The sequence below is a fragment of the Kocuria sp. U4B genome, assembly GCF_054875615.1.
The window spans coordinates 3,550,021-3,569,892 of sequence record NZ_CM142180.1 but is presented as its reverse complement, the minus strand read 5'-3'; the positions used below and the strand labels follow the sequence as shown (position 1 = coordinate 3,569,892).

The 19,872-nt window shown below is 73.7% G+C and carries 21 protein-coding genes; 16 read left to right on the top strand and 5 right to left on the bottom strand.

Features of this window, described 5'->3' with window-relative positions:
- The first annotated feature begins 10 nt into the window (after window positions 1-10).
- From ACYSMR_RS16565 to ACYSMR_RS16535, 7 genes are all read left to right on the top strand, one after another.
- Window positions 11-1,225, top strand: a complete 1,215-nt coding sequence (locus ACYSMR_RS16565) for a glycerate kinase (protein WP_461746617.1) — start codon at window positions 11-13, stop codon at window positions 1,223-1,225.
- Between the two features lie 356 nt (window positions 1,226-1,581).
- Window positions 1,582-2,955, top strand: a complete 1,374-nt coding sequence (gene allB, locus ACYSMR_RS16560) for an allantoinase AllB (RefSeq protein WP_251332692.1) — start codon at window positions 1,582-1,584, stop codon at window positions 2,953-2,955.
- 302 nt (window positions 2,956-3,257) lie between these two features.
- A complete protein-coding gene (locus tag ACYSMR_RS16555; RefSeq protein WP_251332566.1) occupies window positions 3,258-4,838 on the top strand; it encodes an NCS1 family nucleobase:cation symporter-1 in 1,581 nt (526 codons plus the stop codon).
- Between the two features lie 54 nt (window positions 4,839-4,892).
- Complete coding sequence (locus tag ACYSMR_RS16550; RefSeq protein WP_251332567.1) at window positions 4,893-5,624, top strand: aspartate/glutamate racemase family protein; 732 nt, start codon at window positions 4,893-4,895, stop codon at window positions 5,622-5,624.
- Window positions 5,625-5,906: 282 nt separating this feature from the next.
- On the top strand, window positions 5,907-6,386 hold the full coding sequence (locus ACYSMR_RS16545; protein WP_461746614.1) for a DUF2975 domain-containing protein: 480 nt from the start codon (window positions 5,907-5,909) through the stop codon (window positions 6,384-6,386).
- A complete protein-coding gene (locus ACYSMR_RS16540) occupies window positions 6,386-6,592 on the top strand; it encodes a helix-turn-helix domain-containing protein (RefSeq protein WP_251332569.1) in 207 nt (68 codons plus the stop codon). Before ACYSMR_RS16545 ends, ACYSMR_RS16540 begins: the two co-directional genes overlap by 1 nt.
- A gap of 83 nt (window positions 6,593-6,675) precedes the next feature.
- Window positions 6,676-6,843, top strand: coding sequence for a hypothetical protein (locus ACYSMR_RS16535; RefSeq protein ID WP_309125947.1), 168 nt, complete (start codon window positions 6,676-6,678; stop codon window positions 6,841-6,843).
- Between the two features lie 509 nt (window positions 6,844-7,352).
- Here the strand turns inward: ACYSMR_RS16535 and ACYSMR_RS16530 are convergent.
- Together ACYSMR_RS16530 and ACYSMR_RS16525 are read right to left on the bottom strand one after the other, a co-directional pair.
- Window positions 7,353-8,126, bottom strand: a complete 774-nt coding sequence (locus ACYSMR_RS16530) for a hypothetical protein (protein WP_461746612.1) — start codon at window positions 8,124-8,126, stop codon at window positions 7,353-7,355.
- A gap of 442 nt (window positions 8,127-8,568) precedes the next feature.
- Window positions 8,569-9,138 (bottom strand): hypothetical protein, encoded by a 570-nt coding sequence (locus ACYSMR_RS16525; protein ID WP_461746610.1) that lies wholly within the window; start codon window positions 9,136-9,138, stop codon window positions 8,569-8,571.
- A 270-nt stretch (window positions 9,139-9,408) separates the two neighbouring features.
- Between ACYSMR_RS16525 and ACYSMR_RS16520 the strand changes: the two genes are divergently transcribed.
- Entirely contained in the window at window positions 9,409-9,957 is a 549-nt protein-coding gene (locus tag ACYSMR_RS16520) for a hypothetical protein (protein ID WP_461746608.1), read from the top strand.
- Window positions 9,958-10,178: 221 nt separating this feature from the next.
- Window positions 10,179-10,352, top strand: a complete 174-nt coding sequence (locus ACYSMR_RS16515) for a hypothetical protein (protein WP_461746606.1) — start codon at window positions 10,179-10,181, stop codon at window positions 10,350-10,352.
- 140 nt (window positions 10,353-10,492) lie between these two features.
- Here the strand turns inward: ACYSMR_RS16515 and ACYSMR_RS16510 are convergent, their stop codons facing one another.
- Window positions 10,493-10,933: a VOC family protein gene (locus tag ACYSMR_RS16510; RefSeq protein WP_461746604.1), complete on the bottom strand. Its 441-nt coding sequence runs from the start codon at window positions 10,931-10,933 to the stop codon at window positions 10,493-10,495.
- 301 nt (window positions 10,934-11,234) lie between these two features.
- Between ACYSMR_RS16510 and ACYSMR_RS16505 the strand changes: the two genes are divergently transcribed.
- The 3 genes from ACYSMR_RS16505 to ACYSMR_RS16495 all read left to right on the top strand — a co-directional run bounded on the left by ACYSMR_RS16505 (window position 11,235) and on the right by ACYSMR_RS16495 (window position 13,686).
- A complete protein-coding gene (locus ACYSMR_RS16505) occupies window positions 11,235-11,657 on the top strand; it encodes a hypothetical protein (RefSeq protein WP_461746602.1) in 423 nt (140 codons plus the stop codon).
- Between the two features lie 466 nt (window positions 11,658-12,123).
- Window positions 12,124-12,555, top strand: coding sequence for a hypothetical protein (locus ACYSMR_RS16500; protein ID WP_461746600.1), 432 nt, complete (start codon window positions 12,124-12,126; stop codon window positions 12,553-12,555).
- A gap of 915 nt (window positions 12,556-13,470) precedes the next feature.
- The gene (locus ACYSMR_RS16495; protein ID WP_461746598.1) at window positions 13,471-13,686 is read left to right on the top strand and encodes a hypothetical protein; all 216 of its coding nucleotides are present in this window, start codon (window positions 13,471-13,473) and stop codon (window positions 13,684-13,686) included.
- A 442-nt stretch (window positions 13,687-14,128) separates the two neighbouring features.
- Here the strand turns inward: ACYSMR_RS16495 and ACYSMR_RS16490 are convergent, their stop codons facing one another.
- Window positions 14,129-14,608 (bottom strand): hypothetical protein, encoded by a 480-nt coding sequence (locus tag ACYSMR_RS16490; protein ID WP_461746596.1) that lies wholly within the window; start codon window positions 14,606-14,608, stop codon window positions 14,129-14,131.
- A 247-nt stretch (window positions 14,609-14,855) separates the two neighbouring features.
- Here ACYSMR_RS16490 and ACYSMR_RS16485 point away from each other — a divergent pair, with 247 nt between their 5' ends.
- From ACYSMR_RS16485 to ACYSMR_RS16475, 3 genes are all read left to right on the top strand, one after another.
- Window positions 14,856-15,662 carry a LamG domain-containing protein gene (locus ACYSMR_RS16485; protein ID WP_461746594.1) on the top strand — a complete coding sequence of 269 codons (807 nt, stop codon included), beginning with the start codon at window positions 14,856-14,858 and terminating at the stop codon, window positions 15,660-15,662.
- Between the two features lie 718 nt (window positions 15,663-16,380).
- Window positions 16,381-16,866: a hypothetical protein gene (locus tag ACYSMR_RS16480; protein ID WP_461746592.1), complete on the top strand. Its 486-nt coding sequence runs from the start codon at window positions 16,381-16,383 to the stop codon at window positions 16,864-16,866.
- Between the two features lie 86 nt (window positions 16,867-16,952).
- The gene (locus tag ACYSMR_RS16475; protein ID WP_251332581.1) at window positions 16,953-17,900 is read left to right on the top strand and encodes a glycerophosphodiester phosphodiesterase; all 948 of its coding nucleotides are present in this window, start codon (window positions 16,953-16,955) and stop codon (window positions 17,898-17,900) included.
- 327 nt (window positions 17,901-18,227) lie between these two features.
- Here ACYSMR_RS16475 and ACYSMR_RS16470 read toward each other — a convergent pair whose 3' ends face one another.
- Window positions 18,228-18,989: a hypothetical protein gene (locus tag ACYSMR_RS16470; protein ID WP_461746590.1), complete on the bottom strand. Its 762-nt coding sequence runs from the start codon at window positions 18,987-18,989 to the stop codon at window positions 18,228-18,230.
- Window positions 18,990-19,401: 412 nt separating this feature from the next.
- Between ACYSMR_RS16470 and ACYSMR_RS16465 the strand changes: the two genes are divergently transcribed.
- Window positions 19,402-19,677, top strand: a complete 276-nt coding sequence (locus tag ACYSMR_RS16465) for a hypothetical protein (RefSeq protein ID WP_251332583.1) — start codon at window positions 19,402-19,404, stop codon at window positions 19,675-19,677.
- Window positions 19,678-19,872: the final 195 nt, after the last annotated feature.

The window sequence follows — 19,872 nt, the reverse complement described above, 5'->3', positions numbered from 1 at the left end:
GAGGACGCAGATGCGCATCGTCATCGCCCCGGACAAGTTCAAGGGCTCCCTGGAGGCCACCGAGGTGGCGGACCACCTCGCGGCCGGCATCCGCGCCGTGGACCCCGCGGCCGAGGTCCTCCCGCTGCCCGTGGCCGACGGCGGGGAGGGCACCCTCGAGGCCGCCGTGGGCGCCGGGTTCACCTCCTTCCCCGCCACCGTGACGGGGCCCGTGGGCGAGCCCGTCACGGCGCGGTTCGCCCTCCGGGACCGCACCGCGGTGGTCGAGATGGCCCTGGCCTCCGGGCTGGCGGCCCTGCCGGTGGACGAGCACGGTGAGCCCGTCCCCGACGCCGCCGGCGCCACCAGCCGGGGCACCGGGGAGCTCGTGCGTGCCGCCCTCGACGCCGGCGCCACCTGCGTGGTGCTCGGCGTGGGCGGCAGCGCCTGCACCGACGGCGGCGCCGGGCTGCTCGCGGGCCTCGGCGCCCGGCTGCTGGACGGAGCGGGCCGGGAGCTCGGACGGGGCGGGGCCCCGCTCGCCCGCCTGGCCCGGGTCGACCTCGCCGGGCTCGATCCCCGGGTCCGCGAGGCGGAGTTCGTGCTGGCCGCGGACGTGGACAACCCGCTCGTGGGCCCCCGGGGCGCGGCGGCCGTCTTCGGCCCCCAGAAGGGGGCCTCCCCCGAGCAGGTGCGGGAGCTGGACGCCGCACTGGCGGTCTTCCGGGACCGGCTCGCCGAGGCCCTGGGCCCGCCCGCCCTGGAGGCCGCGGAGGCCCCCGGCGCCGGGGCCGCCGGCGGCGTGGGCTTCGCGGCCCTGGCCGTGCTCGGGGCCCACCGCAGGCCCGGGATCGACGTGGTCCTGGAGCTCACGGGCCTCGCCGCGCAGGCGGCCGGCGCCGACCTCGTGGTCACCGGGGAGGGCAGCCTCGACGAGCAGTCCCTGGGCGGGAAGACGCCCGTGGGCGTTGCCGCGCTCGCCCGCGCGGCCGGCGTGCCGGTGGTCGCGGTGTGCGGGCGCACCACGCTGGAGCCGCAGGTCGGCCGGGACGCGGGCTTCGTGCGGACCTACGCCCTGACCAACCTCGAGCCGGACCCCCGGATCAGCATGCGCGAGGCCGGGCGGCTGCTCGAGCAGGTGGGTGCCCAGCTCGCCCACGACCTCCCGGAGCTCCTCCGGGCGAAGAGCACAACCGACGACGCGCCGGCCGGCACCGGCACCGATGAGCAGGAGGACATCCGATGACGGACAAGAAGACCCCGCGCGAGAGCAGCGCCGCCGAGAGCAAGCCGCCCCGGCGGCAGAGCCCGGAACAGGAGGTCCCCCAGCAGCCGCCTGCGCAGGCCGAGGCCGCCGCCCCCGCGGGCTCGGACCCTGCCGGGCGCTCGCAGCGGCTGCCGCAGGAGCCGGCCGCGATCGCCCAGGAGGACTCCGCCCGCGCCGCCACCAAGCCCGCGCCCGCCCAGAGCGCCTTCGAGGCGGAGCAGGCCCACAAGCGCGAGGTCAGCCAGGACGTCAACGATCCCGACCGCGTCCGCCGCCTCATCGCCGAGTACAAGCGGGAGCACGGTCTGCCCGACGACGCGGCCGAGGCCCCGCACATGGGAGCCGACGACCACGGCGCCTTCGCCGGCGACCACCGCGAGTTCGACCTCGTGGTGCGCGGGCGCAACGTCTCCTGCGGCGACCACTTCGCCCCGCGCGAGATCGGTGTGCGCGACGGGCGAATCGTGGCCGTCGAGCCCCTGGGCTCCGGCCTGCGGGGCCGCGAGCTCGTGGAGCTGGCCGACGACGAGCACCTGCTCCCCGGGCTGGTGGACACCCACGTCCACATCAACGAGCCCGGCCGCACCGAGTGGGAGGGCTTCGCCTCCGCGACCCGGGCCGCCGCGGCCGGCGGCGTCACCACGGTCCTCGACATGCCCCTGAACTCGGTCCCGGCCACGGTGAACGTGCCGGCCCTCGAGTACAAGCGGCTCTTCGCCCAGAACAACGTGTTCGTCGACGTCGGCTTCTGGGGCGGGGCGATCCCGGGCAACAAGCCGCACCTGCGCGAGCTGCACGACGACGGGGTCTTCGGCTTCAAGTGCTTCCTGCTGCACTCGGGCGTGGACGAGTTCCCGCACCTCGAGGCCGACGAGATGGAGGAGGACCTGGCGGAGATCAAGACCTTCGACTCGCTGATGATCGTGCACGCCGAGGACTCCCGGGCCATCGACCGGGCCCCGCACCCGGAAGGGGACGTGTACGAGAACTTCCTGAAGTCGCGTCCGCGGGGTGCGGAGAACCTGGCGATCGCCGAGGTCATCGAGCGCACCCGCTGGACCGGTGCGCGGTCCCACATCCTGCACCTGTCCTCCTCGGACGCCCTGTCCATGCTGGCCACGGCCAAGCGCGACGGCCTGGACATCACCGTCGAGACCTGCCCGCACTACCTCACCCTGCTCGCGGAGGAGGTGCCCAACGGCGCCACGGCGTTCAAGTGCTGCCCGCCGGTGCGGGAGGTCGGCAACCGGGAGCTGCTGTGGCAGGGGCTGATCGACGGGACCATCGACTTCATCGTCTCCGACCACTCGCCCTCGACGCTGGACCTCAAGGACCTCGACAACGGCGACTTCGGCGTGGCCTGGGGCGGGGTGTCCTCCCTGCAGCTGGGCCTGTCCCTGATCTGGACCGAGGCGCGCCGGCGCGGGATCGGCCTGGGGCGCGTGGTGGAGTGGATGTCCACCAAGCCCGCCCGGCGGGCCGGGCTGCGCTCCAAGGGCAAGCTGGCCCTGGGCTACGACGCGGACCTGGTGGTCTTCGCCCCCGACGACGCGTTCGTGGTCGACGCGGGGAAGCTCCACCACAAGAACCCCATCACCCCCTACCAGGGCAAGGCGCTGTCCGGGACGGTGCGCAGGACCTACCTGCGCGGCACCGCCGTGGACTTCACGACGCCCCGGGGCCGGCTGATCCGCCGCGGCGAGAGCTGACGCAGAACCAGCGCGTCCCGCCACGGGCCGCCGACGAGGAGTTCCGCTCCTCGTCGGCGGCCTGTGAGCGTTCCAGGTGCAAAAAGCGGGGCGGGCGAAATACACGTTTCACAATCCTTGACTGTGCCCTGGAACACATCTAGGGTTTATTTCACTGAATGAAACCGTAATTTCACAATACGGAATTCTTGTCAGTCATCCAGGAGGCGTCGGCTGCCAGCACCACCGCCGGCGCCACCGGCCCCGGGCCGCCTCCACCCGCACCCGGGCCCACCCTTCATCGTCGCAGGGAGATCTGATCCATGTCCCACCAGCACGCTCCTGGCTCGCAGGCCGAGCACGGGCGCCCGCACCTGATCACCCCGGAGCCCTGGGGCACCGGGGACCCAGCCGTGGACGCCGCCGTTCACGTGCCCGGCACGACCGGGCCCATTCCCACGGGCGTCAGCCCCCGGCTCTACAACCCCGACCTGGCACCGACCACCCGCAAGGGCCGCACCTGGCACGCCTACAGCATCTTCACGCTGTGGGCCAACGACGTGCACTCCCTGGGCAACTACGCCTTCGCCATCGGGCTCTTCGCCCTGGGGCTGGGGGCCTGGCAGATCATGCTGGCCTTCCTCCTCGGCGCCGTCCTGCTGTTCCTGCTGCTGAACCTCTCCGGGTTCATGGGGGAGCGCACAGGGGTGCCGTTCCCGGTCATGAGCCGCATCGCCTTCGGCGTCAAGGGCGCCCAGATCCCCGCCGTCGTCCGGGGCGGCGTCGCGATCGCCTGGTTCGGCATCCAGACCTACCTGGCCTCCGTGGTGCTCCGGGTGCTGATCCTGGCCCTCGCGCCGTCGCTGGCGCCGCTGGACACGAACTCGTTCCTGGGCCTCTCGACGCTGGGGTGGCTCTCGTTCGTCGCGCTGTGGATCGTGCAGGTCGTCATCGTCAGCTTCGGCATGGAGATGATCCGCAAGTACGAGGCCTTCGCCGGTCCCGTCATCCTGCTGACCATGCTCGCCCTGGCCGTCTGGATGTTCGTCGAAGCCGGCGGCTCCATCGCCTGGTCCACCGCCGAGTCGCTGACCGGTGCCGAGATGTGGGTGAGGATCTTCCAGTCCGCGGCCCTGTGGGTGGTCATCTACGGCACGTTCGTCCTGAACTTCTGCGACTTCACCCGCGGCGCCCCCTCGGAGCGGTCCGTGGTGCGCGGCAACTTCTACGGCATCCCCATCAACATGCTCTTCTTCGCCGCCATCGTCGTCGTCCTCGCCGGCGCCCAGTACAGGATCGACGGGACGATCATCGAGTCGCCCACCGACGTCGTCACCGCGATCCCGAACACCTTCCTGCTGGTGCTGGCGTGCCTGGCCCTGATCATCCTGACCATCGCGGTGAACCTCATGGCCAACTTCGTGGCCCCGATCTACACGCTGGCCAACCTGTTCCCGCGCACCCTGAACTTCCGCCGGGCAGCCATCGTCTCCGCCGTGATCGGCCTGGTCATCCTGCCCTGGAACCTGTACAACTCACCCGTGGTTATCGTGTACTTCCTGGGCGGGCTGGGCGCCCTGCTCGGCCCGCTGTTCGGCGTGATCATGGCCGACTACTGGCTGGTGCGGAAGGGCAGGGTCAACATCCCGGACCTGTACTCCGAGGCCCCGGACGGGGAGTACGCCTACACCCGCGGCGTCAACCGCAAGGCCATCCTCGCCGGGACCCCGGCCGCCGTCGTCGCCCTGGTCCTGGCACTCGTCCCCGCCTTCACCTTCGTCGCCGGCTTCTCCTGGTTCGTCGGGGCGATCCTGGCCGCCGGGATCTACCTGCTGATCGCGGACCGCCACGGCGCGTTCCACGCCGTGGACGGCGAGGCGATCGCCGTCGCCCCGAAGCACTGACCAGGCCGGCGAGGACGAAGTCACCCCGCAGCTCCGACCGAAAGGCAACCCACCATGCGCATCCTCGTGGTCAACGTGAACACCACCGAATCCATGACCGCGTCCATCGGGCGCGGGGCCGCGGCCGCGGCCTCGCCCGGCACGGAGATCGTGCCCCTGACACCGCTGTTCGGGGCGGAGTCGGTGGAGGGCAACTACGAGAGCTACCTGGCCGCCATCGCCGTGATGGAGACCGTCAAGGCCTACCCCGAGCCCTTCGACGCCGTCATCCAGGCCGGCTACGGGGAGCACGGCCGGGAAGGGCTGCAGGAGCTGCTCGACGTCCCGGTGGTCGACATCACCGAGGCCGCGGCGAGCACCGCCATGTACCTGGGACACAAGTACTCGGTGGTGACCACCCTGGACCGCACGGTCCCGCTCATCGAGGACCGGCTCAAGCTCGCCGGGCTCACCGACCGCTGCGCCTCCGTGCGGGCCAGCGGGATGTCCGTGCTGGAGCTGGAATCGGACCCCGACGCGGCGGTCCGGGCGATCGTCGACCAGTCCCTCCGGGCCGTGCAGGACGACCGGGCCGAGGTCATCTGCCTCGGCTGCGGCGGCATGGCCGGCCTGCTCGAGACGGTGGCCGAACGCGCGGGCGTCCCGGTCGTCGACGGGGTCGCCGCAGCGGTCACGGTCGCCGAGTCCCTCGTCCGGCTGGGGCTGACCACGTCGAAGGTCCGCACCTACGCACCCGCCCGGCAGAAGGCGTTCAAGAACTGGTCCCCGCAGGGCCTCCTGTCGTGACGCGCCCCGCGGTCTCGCCCCGGTGCACCAGGTCCGGCCTGGCGCACCGGGGCGAGGCCCTGCCCCTGCCCGAGGCGACGAGCTGCGGCACAGTGAGGTCGAGGAGCCAGGGCGGCCGTGACGGTGCAGACCCTCGAGCCCGCCGGGGTGGAGGCGCCCACGCCTCCCCCACCGGGATCCCGCACCCGCAGCACTGCCTTCGCCCCGCAGCACCGTGGGAAGGGTCAGCGGGTCCCGCGTCCACCTATTGACTTTCGATAGGTATGTGGTGAGAATCGATGCATGAATGCTGAACACCGGGTGGTCGCCCCCCTCAGGATCTTCCTCGTGCTGCTGTTCGGGATCCTGGTGCTGTTCCAGGTGATGTCGCTGCCCGGGCAGTTCGCGCACATGGCCCGGGAGTCCCCGGAAATGGCCTATCTGAGATGGCCGGCGACGGCCGTGACGGTGTTCTGGGTGCTGTGCGCCCAGGTGGTGATCGTGGCCACCTGGAAGCTGCTCACCCTGGTCAAGAAGGACCGCATCTTCAGTGCGGCCTCCCTGGTGTGGGTGGATGCCATCGTGTGGGCCGTCGGGTCCGCCTGGGCGGTGCTGCTGGGCGTGTTCCTCTACGTCGGCTTCAACGCCGAGGACCCCGGGCTGCCGCTGCTGCTGTTCCTGATGCTGACCGGCCTCACGGTGCTGGGGCTGCTGATGATGGTGATGCGGGCGCTGCTGCGCCAGGCCACGACCCTGCGCACCGACATGGAAGCGGTGATCTGATGCCGATCATCGTGCGCCTCGACGTCGAGCTGGCCAAGCGGAAGATGAGCGTCGGCGAGTTCGCCGAACGCGTCGGGCTCACCCCGGCCAACGTCGCCGTGCTGAAGAACGGCCGGGCCAAGGCGGTGCGCTTCTCCACCCTGGAAGCCATGTGCCGGGTCCTGGACTGCCAGCCCGGGGACCTGCTCGAGTGGGTCGAGGACTGAACCACCGGCCCTGCACGACCTCGACCGCGTCGACGGCTCACCGCACGGCCGGCGGCCGCTCCACCCCCGCGAAAGGACATCCCGTGAAGCACCTCCTCGCACTCCTCGCCACCGCCCTCGGCCTCGCGGTGGGCGTCGCCGGCATCGTGTACGGGGAAGCCGACGACTCGCCGGGCCTCCAGCTGCTGGGCGTCCTGTTCGTCCTCGCCGCGGTGGTGCTCGGTGCCCGGACCGCCCGGCGCAGCCGATGACCGCCCGGCCACCGGGCCGATCGGCAGAACGCGGTGGCGCCCCGTGCGCCACGGGTCAGCAGCCCGGCGCCCGCTTGAGGCCCGGCCCGGTCCTGGACGCGCGCTCCTGGTGCACCGCAGGCGACCCGTGGTCGTCGCGGGGGGGGGGGGGGGCGGCCACGGCCCGGACGCCGGGCCAGGGCGCGCGCCGGCACCGGACGGCGCCGGGCGAGGCGGACCTGGGTAGCTCCGCCGTCGCAGGCGCCCGGCGGCACGCCACCGTGGCGGGACGTGTCGCCTCAGGCCGTCGTCGGTGCACCGGCACCGTCCGCCGCCCGTACGCCCATGGTTCGCCGCCCTGCACGGTGGCATCGATCGGAGGCCCAGCGCTCGCAGCCCGCACCACGGCCACGAGGTCGCCGGTCCGCCGGGCGATGCCGTCCCTCGCAGCACAGGCCGTTACCGGGTGCCTCGCCTCAGGCACCCTCCGTCCGAGCGGTCCCGGTGGCCCGCGTCGGCGGACGGCGCGCTCAGGCGGTGGCCGTCGGGGCGGATCGGTGGTGCTCGTCGAGGACCCGGGACAGCACCTGCCCGGGGGTGTTCCGGTGTTCGGGGTCGATCCTCTCCAGCGCGGCGAGGATCGCCTCGACGTCGTAGCGCACGGCCGGGTCCCCGCCGTGGTGGCTCCAGCGGCGCTCGGCGACCCAGGCCCACACCAGCACCGGCCGGCACGTCCGGCAGGTGCCGTGCTCGGTGGTGAGGCACTCCGGGCCCACCGGCTGGCTCAGCCCCGCGATCTCGGCATCCGTGCGGCGGTGGTGCTCGAGCACTGCCCAGAGCCTCGCCTCGGGGATGCGGGCGAAGTCCGCGGCCAGGGCCGCCAGCGCGGTCCGGGCCCGGGCCACGTCGTAGGAGAAGTCGGGCCGCGCCCACGGCGCGATGCGGTGGCGGGCGCGCAGGGCCTCGACGAGGAAATGCTCCTGGGCCTCGGCGATCTTCTCAGGCGTGCGGGACGCGGGGTCGGTCGCCGAGCGCCACAGGCTCTCGAACAGTCCTGCGCCCTCGGTGCAGGCCTGGCGGACCCTCAGGGTGCCGAGGTCCACGGAGTAGCGCTTGCCCCAGATCGTCCCGGAGAGCCGTTCGTAGGTGTGCCCGTCGTCGAGGGTGAAGCTCCTGTGGTCGGCGGCCACCACCACCTGGCGGGTGGTGGGCTCGCCCGTGCTGCCGGTCCGGGCGGGGATGACCACCGCGCGGGCGCCGACGTAGACGGCCCCGTCCTTGTTGAGCATCCTCCGTTCCTCCACGCCCACCCGCTCCTCTCGTCTCGGCCGACCCGTGCGGCCCCGCCATGGGCCGAAGCGCAACGGAGGCTCATCGGCCGCGTGGTGCTCCCGGTGACGCCGGAGACGGTGGACCCCCGGTGCGCCCGGTGCCTGCTGGAGCGACCGTAGCAGTCGGCGCGCACGGCAGACCGCAGTTCCGGTGGCCGGCAGCGGAAGGCGCCGGCGGCCCTCGCCGGGGAAGGCGGTTCTGCACCGTCCCCAGCAGGTGCTCCTCGTCCCGGCACCGGGTGGCCACCACTGCGGCCCGGGTGCGCGGCACCGCTGCGCTCCGGGCGTGTCGTGGTGGCCCGGGAGCACGACGTCGCGGCGGCCCGGGCTCCCGCCGTCCCCACGGGGGCGAGGCCGGGGTCTGCGCCGGGAGCAGCGGGGGCGTTCCCGCGCCGGACGTGCCCGCTGTGCTTCCTCAGGAAATCCAGGCGTGCTGGTCCGGGGACCAGAACACGACCCCGGCACCGTGGCCGGCCAGGTGCTCGCGGACCTGCTCGTCGGTCATCGATGCGGAGCCGGCCAGCGGCTGGAACTCCTGGCGCTGGACCGCGGACCGGGAGGTGGCGTAAAAGCGGTCGGGTTCGTGGGCGAGCATCGCGGTGAGCTCCGCTTCGGCCAGCAAGGCGATGGCCACCAGGTCCCGGTCGTAGGGGGCCTCGTAGAGACGGCCGCCGATGACCTCCCGATACGTCAGCCCGGCCCGGGTGAAGTCCCCGATCCACGCCTCCAGCTGGTCCTCCCGCGCCCGGCGCTCCTCCTCGGTGGCGCCGAGGACCGTCAGCCGCGCCGGGTCCCCGTCGCCTTCGGTGGCCACCGCGACCACGGAGCCCTCCAGCACCAGCTCCAGGGACTGCGCCGGGTCCGCCCCCGGGTACGCCTCCTCCGTGGCGGCACAGGCGCCCAGCACGTAGTCCGCGGTGGCGGGGACCGGCCGCAGCGTGGCCGGCAGGAGGCGCGTGGGGATCGTGCTGTCGGTGGGTGCCATCTGTTCTCCAGGGTGCGGGATCGGGGAGGGGACACCCCCAGTCTCCGCCACCACGGAGCGCTCCGGCAGTGGCGGGGCCCGGGACCCGGCGGGGCGCGTGCCACCCCGCGGGGTGGCTGCCGGCAGGATGACCACGTCCGTCGGGGAGCACCCCACGGCGCACCGCCCCGTCGTGCCGCGGCAGCCCGCCTGTCGCGGGGCTGGTCCCGGGACCGTGTCATGATGCCGGCGGGTCTGTTCCGGTGCTGACGAGGGTGCTTGCATGGGCAGATGAACCTGCAGGGTGCGGAGCCTGTCGATGTGGGAACCCTGATCGTGGCGGCAGCGGCCTTGGTCCTCTCCCTGTTCGCGGTGGCCTACAGCAAGCGCAGCGCGGACGCGGCGAGGGAATCCGTCCGGCGGGAGAGGGAGCGGGCGGAGTCCCGGCACGTCCGGTGGGAGATCACCGGAGGCTGGAGCGGGAACGAGGTCGGGTACGAGCTGCTCAACCGCGGCAGCAGCACGGCTCACTACGTTCGGCTGTTCCTGCCGCCAGGCAGTGGAGGTCTCACGATCCACCGCCGTGGCGGCCTGGACGTGCCAGGCGGCGCGTCCGTCTCCTTCACCATCAGAGGCCCGGTCAGCGCGGCCGACATCTCCGACGTCACCGACACGGTCGGGAACGTGCCCGAGTACGCGCTGGGGTCGGTGGTCGATGGGCGGCGGCGCCTCGGCCGCAAGGAGCTGCCGAAGGCCGTGCTCGTGGACTGCGCTGAGCGCGACCAGGCGGAGCAGCTCCGGCTCCCGCGGCCGAGGAGGCCCCGGCCGCGACGGCCGTGACCGGCCAGGGCAGCCACCACGACGTCCGCACGACAGCCACCGCCACGCGCACCCCGGGTCGGGAACCCCCGTCCGGGGACATGGTTGCGCCGGGATCGACCGGCTTCGGCGCGCTGCCGGTCGCGGTGCCGGTCCCAGGGCTCGCCGTGGCCACCGTCGTCACGAGGGGACGTGGTGCGAAGCAGGCGGGAGCCGACGCCCAGGCGGCGTCGGAGGACGCCATGACATCCGCGGCAGCGGCCGAGGAGGCCAACGAGCTCGTCGCGCAGGCCGGCCGGCTGATCGACGAGGGGTCGGATTCCCCCGGGGTGGGTTCCAGCGTTCGCCGCGCCCGCCCGGGCCGAGCGGACGGGTCGAGGCAGGGGCCGGACGGCGTCAACGGCGGCTGGGCCTGACGGAGGAGCACCGGAGACCGGGCCTCGAGCGGTGGCACCGCCGAGGTGCGCCGCGCCACCGGGATCGGCCCGGCGACCGGGAACCCGTGGCAGGTCCAGCGGGAAGGCACGGCAGCAGACCGGGCACTGATCGGCTCGGCTCAGAGGAGCTGTTCGGCCAGGGCGACGATGATGCCCGCGGGCCCGCGCAGGTAGCACAGCCGGTAGCGGTTCTCGTACCGCGCCACCTCCCCGAGCAGTTCGGCGCCGTGGGCGCGCAGGCGGGCGATGGTGCCGTCGATGTCGTCCACGGCGAACATGACCCGGTGCAGGCCCAGCGTGTTCGGCGGCGGGTTCCGTGGCGGGGCGCTGACCGCCGCAGGATGGCAGTACCGGGTCAGCTCCAACCTGCCGTGACCGTCCGGGGTGCGCATCATCGCGATCTCGCTGCGCACACCGTCGAGTCCGACCGCCTGGTCGGCGAAAAGGCCGTCGATCTGCGCCCTGCCCTCCTGCTCCAGGCCGAGGGCCGTGAAGAAGGCGACGGCGGCCTCCAGGTCGTCGACGACGATGGCGACGTTGTCCATCCGCTGAACGCTCATGCTCCAAGAACGTAGACCCTCCCGTGGGCGGGCACCACCGGCGGGGAAGCGACGACGCGGCGAGCGGCAGTCCTCGTCCCACCGCCGCCGCTCCGAGCCGTCCGCCCCCGGGGCGACGCGGCGCCCTCTCCTGTGGCCCCAGGAGACCGGCCGAGCCGATGCACTCCCCCGGCGCCCTCCCCCGGCGACGTCCACAGCGGCGCGAGAAGGGGACGGCAACCTGCCGGGAGGAGAACGTGGAGTTCCTGCAGGTGCCGCCGATATGATGGACCTGTCCGATCCCGCACGGGAGGACTTGGGGATGGGCGAGTTGGACGCACCCCGGTACCGGGTGCCGCTCCTGCTGCAGGGCATCGAGGGCAGGATCGCGACCTTCGTGGTGCCCCCGGAGTTCGCGGAGCACATCGCCTCCGCGACGCCGGCGAAGAACGCATGGACCCGGGACTTCAATACCGATCTCGTGGGCGGGGTCCGCATCGACCGGTCCACCAGGCCGCCCACGATCACCAGCTACCTCACCCGGCCCTTGACGCAGGTGGACGTCGCCCGGGAAGGATGGGTGGCGCTGCTTCGGCGCGACGCACGACCCCGCGCCAAGCGGTCCTACCAGCTGGTCTCCGTCACGCGCAGCATCGGTCCGGGCACGGTCACAGGCTCGGTCGGCAAGCCGGCGCCGGCCCCGGTCCACGTTGCCCTGCCCATGGCCCTGGACGACCGGCTCTGACCAGGAGCCACGGCTTCCTGTGGGCCCGGGTGCCGACGAGTCGTTCCTCCCGGCCGGCACCTGCCGACCACCATGGCGGCCCGGCACACGTCGCTGTCGTGCGCGGACGCTCACACCGGCACCACCTACGTCGGTGCGCTGTCGCTGCTGCGCGCCCCGTGGCCCGCCCGCTGCTTCATGGCGCCGGATGGTGACGACCATGGCTCGTCGGCCGGGGCCGCCCAGGGGTCACGCCACTGCCTCAGCTGATGGGAGGGGCCGCTGAGGGATCCTCTGCTGTCCGATCGCGCTGTCGGGCGCAGGCGGGGCCTCCACGGTGGCACTGCCCAGCATCTGCAGCAGCCGGAGGCGGCCCACGGCGGATGCCGACACGGCGCGAACCCCTGTACCATCGTCGGCGATCCCCCGGTGCACGGCATGCCCTCCCCGTGCCCAGCACCCCCTCCTGGCAGGAAAGAACGCTCTCGTGAACCACGCCCACCTCCCGACCCTCGACCTGTCCCTCGTGGACGCCGCCCTGGACGCCTGGGCCGGCGAGCACGGCTTCCTGGTGGAACTCCTGGCCATCGACGACGGCCAGACCCTCGTGCGCCTGGCCCCCCACCCGCACGACCTCACCGACCTCATCCGCCGCGCCCTCGGCGCCGGGAACACCCCTGCGGACTGGGAGGACCAGCACGCCCCCATGGACGGCTCCTCCGCCTCCTGGGACTGGGCCGTGACCATGGCCACCACCTACAACCGGACCCGCATCATCGCCCGCCTGAGCGACCACGACCAGGGCGTACGGGGCTTGTTCGCCCACCACGGGCACCCCGGCCCGGTCGAGATCCAGATCCTCGAGGTCGACCCCGCCCAGGTGCTCCACCACCTCACCGGCCTCAAGTACACCCCCTGACCGCTGCTGCCCCGACCCGCGACCGGCACCCGGAAGCAAGGGCCGCTCCACCAGCACCCGACCCCGCTCCCCGGCACGGGACTGGCCCGGGCGACACCGCACAGGCCCCTCCGGCTGCACGGCCGAGCCTGTTCCCGCCCCGGCGAGCGCCACTCGCGGAACGGCCGGGGCGCACCGGGGTCCTGACGAGCCCCTCGACCCGTCCCGACGCAGCGGACGGCGTCGTGGAGGACACACCCCGCAGACCTCCTGGAACTGCGGCGCCGAACCTAGAATGGAAGTGCTCCTCCACCGTTGCCGCACCGCCGCCCCGGCGCCCGCGGCACCACCTTCGGAAGATCCTCCCCCATGCGCCTTCGTCCTCTCGCCCTCGCTGCCCTGGTCCTGGCTGCACCGGTTCTGGTTGCACCAGCTCCCGCCCTCGCTGCTCCCCCGGCCTCCGACAGCACGACCCCCACCCCGCTCCGGGACGCCCCCGCCCACCGGAGCCACACCCTCGTGGGAAACGGCACCGCCCCGGGCTCCCAGCTCCCGGGCGCCACCGCACCGGCGACGGCGCCGCCGGGGGACACCACCTCGGGCTCCCCGGACCCGGCTGACCACGGCGGAGCCACACCGCGGCACCCGGGTGCCCAGCCCCTCACGAGGGGGACCGACCCGGCCGCTGTCCCCGTCGAGGGCGGGAGCTACTACTGGTGGTCCACCACCGGATCCCCCGGGCTCGCCCCTCTGCCTCTCCCCACCTCGCCGATGTCCTGGAGCTGGTACGGTGACCCCACGGCGCAGGCGGCCACCTCCACCCCACAGCTGACCTCCCAGGCCTCCGCCGGGCACCCCCACGCCCCCGCCGCGGCCCCGGTCCTGCCCGAAGCACCGGTTGCCCCGCAAGCAGCAGTGGCGCCGGAGGCGCCAGTGGTGAGCTCCCGCTTCATCCCCGCCCAGCCGCGCGTCACCCCCGGCACCGTCACCGTGATGCCGCGCCACACGCCCCAGCCGCACCAGGACACCGCGCCGGCCATGGACACCGGCCTCTACCGCGCCGTCGCCGCAGGCACCGCCACCGCCGTGGTCGCCACCACCGCGGTCGTCATCATGATGCGCCGGATGATCCTCGCCCCACCCCGCTCCTAGATCCGCCCGATCCGGGGCGGCACCGACCGCACTCCCAGCGGCGCCGCAGCGTTCCTCCCCACCGCCCTCGGCCGGACAGGACCCGGGCGGCGGCCGGGCCGAGGACCGCCGGGCCGGGCCCTGCTCCGCCCCGGCGAGCGCCGCAGCGGACAAGGACCTTCCCTGCTACGCCGGGTGAGGCGGGAGGAGACGGCCGCGGTGCCCACCGTGGCGGCGCGGGTCTCCTGGCGCGTCCGGCCGGTCGGGGTGCCCGGTGCTCGGGCCACGGCCGTGACCTCAGGACCGAGCAGACGGCGCACCGTCCACGACCCGTGCCGTCGGCCACCGATCCTGCCCCCGGATCCAGACCGGGCGCGAAGGCCTCACCGCGAGGCACCGCTCACCGTGCGCCTCTCGCGCTCCTCGCCGTGGAACCCCGGGGCGCGAGCAGTGAGGGTGCGGCTCAGGCGCCGGCGCCCTCGGTGAGGGCCCAGGAGGTGGCGACAGCGGCGTCGAGAAACCAGTCGAGGGTCTCGGGGGTCGGCTCCAGGGCGCAGAAGTGCATCTCGATCCGTGCCGTGGGCAGGCCGGAGAGGTCCATCAGCACCTCCATCCCCGCCCCGGTGATCTCCGGCTCCGAGGAGTGGAGGTGGACCTGCACCCGCAACGGGGAGGTCTGCAGCAGGTGGTCCTCCCGGCCGGTGGCGTGGGCGAGAACCCGGGCCCGTTCGTAGACGGTCACCGCCGTGGGCGGTGACCCGGGGCTGTCGGGCCAGCCGAGGTAGACGGTGGCACTCACCCTCCCCGTGCGCACCACCCGCAGCCGCTCCACGTGCGGGCGCCGGGCTGCCAGTTTCGACCCCTCCACGACATCACCGGGAACGGGCAACGGCTCGGGCGGCTCGGGCGGCTCGTCCTCCGGGCCCGGGAGCGGATCGGTCATGCCTTCAGTGTCCCCCGGCCGGGTGCGGGCGGTCCGTCACCTCTTCCGGGGTCGGCCGCCGCCGCCCGTGCCGGGTCCCGGCGGGGCGGCCCTGCCGTGGCTGCCCACGGGAGGGACCGGCCGGCGCCGGGGAGCTGCCCACGGCCACTTCCCGGTACCGGCCCCGGCGGACCAGGCAGGGACGTGCGCCCCGGACCGGTCGCGGGATCCCCGGGACGCGCTGTCGTCCGGCGGGCAGACTGGTGCCATGATCGACGATGTCCAGGTGTTCCCGCAGGCACCCGCGCGCCCGCCCGAGGTCGAGGACGGTTTCCCTCCGCCGCGTCTTCGTCGCGAGCTGTGGGTCGATCACTATCTCCCGCACTGGACCACCCCGGAACGCTCCCGGGCCCGGTACGACCTGGACGGGGCCGGGATCCGCCTGCGGATCGATGCGGACCAGCCCGACTGGAGACCGGAGGACGCCCCGATGCGGGTCTCGAATCTCCAGACCGGGGTGTTCTCCGGGCCGGTGGGCTCCGCCCGCGGCACCCACCGGCACCGGCCCGACGGTCTGGCGGTGCGCACCGCAACCCCGCAACGGTTGCTGTGGGCGCCCTCTGCCGGGCGGGTGGACGTCACGGTCAGCGCCAGCACGGACCCGGGATGCATGCTGGCGGCGTGGCTGGTCGGCACCGAGCACCGCTCCCCCACCCACAGCGGGGAGATCTGCCTGTTCGAGATCGATGCCGGCGCCGTCAGCCCCGGGCACAGCCGCGCCCGCTGCGGGGTGAAAGCCCACGGCGACCCCGCCCTGACCACCGAGATGGTCGAGGTCACCGTGCCCGTCGACGCCTCCCTCCCGCACACCTGGTCCGTGGTGTGGGGACCGGCAGGAACAGTGATCGGCTGCGAGGGCAGGATCGTCCACCGAGACACGCAGGCCCCCGACTACCCGCTGTTCCTGATGCTCGACCTGTTCGAGCTCGGGCCCCGCGCACCGCACCCGGGCGCCTACCCCAAGACCGCTCGCATCCACGCCCTGCGCGGCTGGAACGACCCCCACACGCCCTGAACCCCGCCCCACGGCGACAGCCCGGCCACCACACGGCGACGGCATCGGCGACCGGACACCCCGGCTCACCGCTGAGGGCAGCGACGTCAGGGGTGCAGCCGACTGCCCAGCCGGGGCAGGAGGAACTGGACCAGCGCGCCGCCGGCCAGCTCGCAGAGCACCGCGCCCAGGCCCACGGCCCCTCCGAGCAGTCGCCCCCGCGAGCACCACGGTCGCCTTGATCGAGGTGCGCGCGACGAGCACGGACCTCCCGGTACGCCTCGCCAGACCGGTCACCGATGGAGCCGGCGGCAGCACCCCCGGGGTCGCGTCGAGCACCAGCCCGATCACCTGCGCGTTGCTGAGGGCGCCGGGCCCGGGCCGCTCGCGCAGCGGGATCCGGGCGAGAAGCAGCAGCAGGCTGGGGACGATGACGACCGCGCCCGTGCTCCCCCCGCGCTTCCGGAGCGTCAGCGGGGCCCGGAGCGTCAGCGGGGCCCGGAGCGTCAGCGGGGCCCGGAGCGTCAGCGGGGCCCGGAGCGTCAGCGGGGCCCGGAGCGTCAGCGGGGCCCGGAGCGTCAGCGGGGCCCGGAGCGTCAGCGGGGCCCGGAGCGTCAGCGGGGCCCGGAGCGTGTCCTGGCACCTCCCGGGCTGGTGGTCGTCCACGACCCGTACTGAGGACACGGGTGACGACGGCTCCTGGGCCCCCGGTGTCAGCCCCGAGGAACGAGGAGAGCACATGACCGCCGCGATCGTGCAGGCCGTGATGATGACCCTGGTGACGGTGTACCTGGTGGTGTCGGCGGCCGCCTCCGGGAGGCTGCCCGGGAACAGACGGATCGGGCTGCGCACCTCCGCCAGCCTGTCCTCCCCGATGGCGTGGCGGGCAGGGCACGCGGTAGCGCTGCGCAGGCTCCGGTGGTCCGCGCTCGCCGGGGTGACCGGCGCGGGGCTCCTCCTCAGGAACCTGCGCCTCACCGGCAGCGACCGCGCAGGGTTCCTCCCCCGGGGGCTGCTCCCCATGATGCTAGTCACGATCTTCCAAGCGGCCGCCCGGGGGGGGGCCGGGCCGCTGCGCTGGTGGCGGCCGCCCCCCGTGAACCCGGGGCGGGGTGGCCAAGCGGCCCCCGTCCAGCACCGACGACCGGAGCGCCTCGAGGACCTCGCCCGACCGCGCCGCTCGTGGTGGGTCCTCGGCGGACGCGCCGTGCCGCCGGGGTCGTAGGGTGGGCAGACGAGCATGCCTCCGCGCCGGGTGCGCACGCCACGACGACCCCGGTGCGCCCCGCCCCACCGACCGGAAGGACTCCCGTGACCCCGGTGACCACCGCGCAGGACGGCACCCGCCCCGACGTCACCGCCCGCGCCCGAGCTCTGCTGCGCGCGGCCGTCCCGTTCGCCGGGAACCTGCTCACGAGCAACCTCGGCGCGGCGCTGGGCCGGCACGTGGCCGATCCGTCAGCGGGCCCGAAGGCTCCCGTGCCCACGGGCTGGCCGGCCGCTTTCGCCCACCGGGGAGGGGCCGAGGTCGCCCCGGAGAACACCCTGGAGGCGTTCCGGACGGCCGCGGCCCTCGGGGACGTCGTGCTGGAGCTCGACGTCCAGGTCACCGCCGACGGCACGGCCGTGTCGATGCACGACCTCACCGTGGACCGCACCACCGACGGGACCGGAGCCGTCGCACGGATGTCCACCCGGGACCTGCAGCGCCTGGACGCCGGGCACACCTTCACCCTCGACGGGGCGACCTTCCCGTGGCGCGGACGCGGGGTCCGCGTCCCCACGCTGGCGGAGGTCTACGAGGCCTTCCCCGCCCATCGCGTGGCGATCGAGCTCAAGGGCAACCGGCCCGGGGCCGAGCAGATCGTCTGGCGCACCATCCAGGCGGCGGAGGCTCAGGGGCGCACCCTCGTCGCGACCAACCGCACGGCCTCGATCCGGCGCTTCCGCCAGGTCTCGGGAGGGACGGTCCCCACGGCGGCGGCGCTGACGGAGTTCGCCGCCTTCCGGCTCCTGTGCCTGCTGGGCCTCCACGCCCACCACGCCCTTCCGTTCCAGGGCCTGCAACCGCCCGACAGGATCCTGGGGGTGCGCGTGCTCACCCCCGCGCTGCTGCGGGCCGCCCAGCAGGCGGGGCTGCGGGTGGACGTGTGGACGATCGACCACGAGGCCGACATGCGCCGCCTGCTGGAGTGGGGCGTGGACGGCGTCATGACCGACCGGCCCGATCTGCTCTCCCGGGTGCTCCGGGAACCCTGACCCACGAGCGCGGGAGCTGGACACCGCGCGGCCTCCTCGGGACCAGCGGAAGCGGGGAACGGGCGTCCTGCTCGGTCCGTGCCGTCGCCCGCCCGCGGCCGGTCCGGCAGCGGGGCGAGGACCTGGTCGGCCCCGGCCGGTCCGGAGCGCCGTCAGGCCTGGATCCGCCCGAACGCTCCGTGCGGGGGCGCCTCACCGGTGGCGCGTCTCCGGGCCATCACGTCCTCCGACGGAGACGCGACCGCAAAGACGCCCGAGTTGCCTGCATGGTCGTCGGCAGGTGAGGAGGTGTCGCGCGGAGGCGGGCCCGGAGGGCGGATCGGCGTGTCACAGTGGTGGGTCGAGGGGCCGGTCGACGGCGTGGAGGTCGTTGCTGAGGCTGCTGCCGGTGATGCCGTCCAGCGGGGTGATGTCCACGACGATGCCCGTCTGCACATCGAGAGAAACGCTGTACAGCGTGGCGAGGCCGCCGCTGGTGAGGGTGGGGTCCTCGGGACCGTACTCGAGGATCCGGCTGGCGGGGCTGTCCAGCAGCGGGCAGCACCCGCACCGGGGGGTGTAGCCGTTGTCCCAGTCCTCGTTCTCACCCACCAGCGGCCGGCAGGTGGCCGACCAGGTGAGCCGGCCGCGGAGCATGGTGGCGGTGACGTCACGGACGTCCACGCCCTGGCTGAGCTCGGCCGGATCGAGCATGGCCGTGAACTGGTAGTCCCGCCACATCGGATCGCCGTGGTCGTAGTGCCAGTCCTCCGGGCGCCGGGAGACCAGGCCATCCGGCCGCAGGACGACTCCCGCCCCCGGAGGCGGGGGCACAGCGCGCACCGCGCCGTCGTCGCCGCAGCACACCGGCTCGGCGGACCCGCTGTAAGGCACGCCCTCGGCCGCCTCGACTCCTGCGGAGGAGCGCACGACCACCCGGCCGACGCGACGATCGAGCCAGGCCTCGACCGGCTCGCCCAGCGCCGTGCTCCCGCTGCCTTCCTGGCGCCGATGGGTGAAGTGCACGGTGGTGAACCGCCACGGCGAGCTGGCCGCCAGCGCGCGGAAGTCCGCAGCCGTGGGCGTGCCGGGCACAGGTAAGCCGCTCATGCGACCGAGTAGAGCACATCCTGAGCGCCGGCGCGACGACGAGGCCCGCGCACCCGCGACCGGGAAGGGGCTCCGACGGCCATGACCGGGGTGCGGTGCCGTCCGGGCTGGTGACCGTGGTGGCCATGGCGAGTCGGAGAGCGCCCGGGAACTGGTCGGTGGTCGGTCGCGGACAGTGCCGGAGCCGCTGACGCCGCCCCGGACGGACCATGGGCACCATCTCCGCAGGACATGGGATCGTGCGCGGCAGTCGCCGGAGACGCTTTGCACTTGCCATAAATGGTCTTCTTCGCCGCAGCACCGCCCGGCGTGCTCTGCGGTGTCCTGCATGCATCATCATGAGAACGCCCCATGAAAGGCACCCCTGGCAGCCCCCCCAATATCCACAGCTGCCCCTACATAGGAGCCACCCATGAGCCACAACACCGACCCCGGCCCGCGCCAGCTCCACGAGCAGGTCCACCCGCTGCCCGTCGGCTGGCAGCTCGTCGACGTCGAGCACGAGCAGTATGAGGGCCCCACCTTCTACCCGCCCGAGCCCCTGGACGCCTTCGGCGTGGCCGTCCTGTGGACCCCGGAGGGATACCTGTACGAGGTGCTGAACAACAAGGCCACGAACACCCTGACTCGAGCCGAGCTGGTGGGGCTGCAGATCGCCATCGACCGAGCCCTCGCATCGGGGTCCTGAGCCCCGGTGGCCGGGCCTCGGAGACACCCCCGGCATCGGAGGCCGGGGGTGTCTCGTGGGGAGGGCCCCGGGGCGCCCCGCAGGTCGCCCGGGGGATGGAAGCCAACCCCGTGACGGATACGACAGCCTGCTGCTCGACAGCCGGATCCGCGGTGGCCTGATCCACTGGGACGGCTCCCCACGCTGCCGCCTGCC

Bases quoted from the DNA above. Each gene is read 5' to 3' on its own strand.
- allB (WP_251332692.1), top strand. From the start codon at position 1,582: ATGGGAGCCGACGACCACGGCGCCTTCGCCGGCGACCACCGCGAGTTC.
- ACYSMR_RS16555 (WP_251332566.1), top strand. From the start codon at position 3,258: ATGTCCCACCAGCACGCTCCTGGCTCGCAGGCCGAGCACGGGCGCCCG.
- ACYSMR_RS16485 (WP_461746594.1), top strand. From the start codon at position 14,856: ATGATCGACGATGTCCAGGTGTTCCCGCAGGCACCCGCGCGCCCGCCC.
- ACYSMR_RS16490 (WP_461746596.1), bottom strand. From the start codon at position 14,608: ATGACCGATCCGCTCCCGGGCCCGGAGGACGAGCCGCCCGAGCCGCCC.
- ACYSMR_RS16505 (WP_461746602.1), top strand. From the start codon at position 11,235: ATGGGCGAGTTGGACGCACCCCGGTACCGGGTGCCGCTCCTGCTGCAG.
- ACYSMR_RS16540 (WP_251332569.1), top strand. From the start codon at position 6,386: ATGCCGATCATCGTGCGCCTCGACGTCGAGCTGGCCAAGCGGAAGATG.
- ACYSMR_RS16550 (WP_251332567.1), top strand. From the start codon at position 4,893: ATGCGCATCCTCGTGGTCAACGTGAACACCACCGAATCCATGACCGCG.
- ACYSMR_RS16480 (WP_461746592.1), top strand. From the start codon at position 16,381: ATGACCGCCGCGATCGTGCAGGCCGTGATGATGACCCTGGTGACGGTG.
- ACYSMR_RS16515 (WP_461746606.1), top strand. From the start codon at position 10,179: ATGACATCCGCGGCAGCGGCCGAGGAGGCCAACGAGCTCGTCGCGCAG.
- ACYSMR_RS16525 (WP_461746610.1), bottom strand. From the start codon at position 9,138: ATGGCACCCACCGACAGCACGATCCCCACGCGCCTCCTGCCGGCCACG.
- ACYSMR_RS16545 (WP_461746614.1), top strand. From the start codon at position 5,907: ATGAATGCTGAACACCGGGTGGTCGCCCCCCTCAGGATCTTCCTCGTG.
- ACYSMR_RS16465 (WP_251332583.1), top strand. From the start codon at position 19,402: ATGAGCCACAACACCGACCCCGGCCCGCGCCAGCTCCACGAGCAGGTC.
- ACYSMR_RS16470 (WP_461746590.1), bottom strand. From the start codon at position 18,989: ATGAGCGGCTTACCTGTGCCCGGCACGCCCACGGCTGCGGACTTCCGC.
- ACYSMR_RS16510 (WP_461746604.1), bottom strand. From the start codon at position 10,933: ATGAGCGTTCAGCGGATGGACAACGTCGCCATCGTCGTCGACGACCTG.
- ACYSMR_RS16565 (WP_461746617.1), top strand. From the start codon at position 11: ATGCGCATCGTCATCGCCCCGGACAAGTTCAAGGGCTCCCTGGAGGCC.
- ACYSMR_RS16520 (WP_461746608.1), top strand. From the start codon at position 9,409: ATGAACCTGCAGGGTGCGGAGCCTGTCGATGTGGGAACCCTGATCGTG.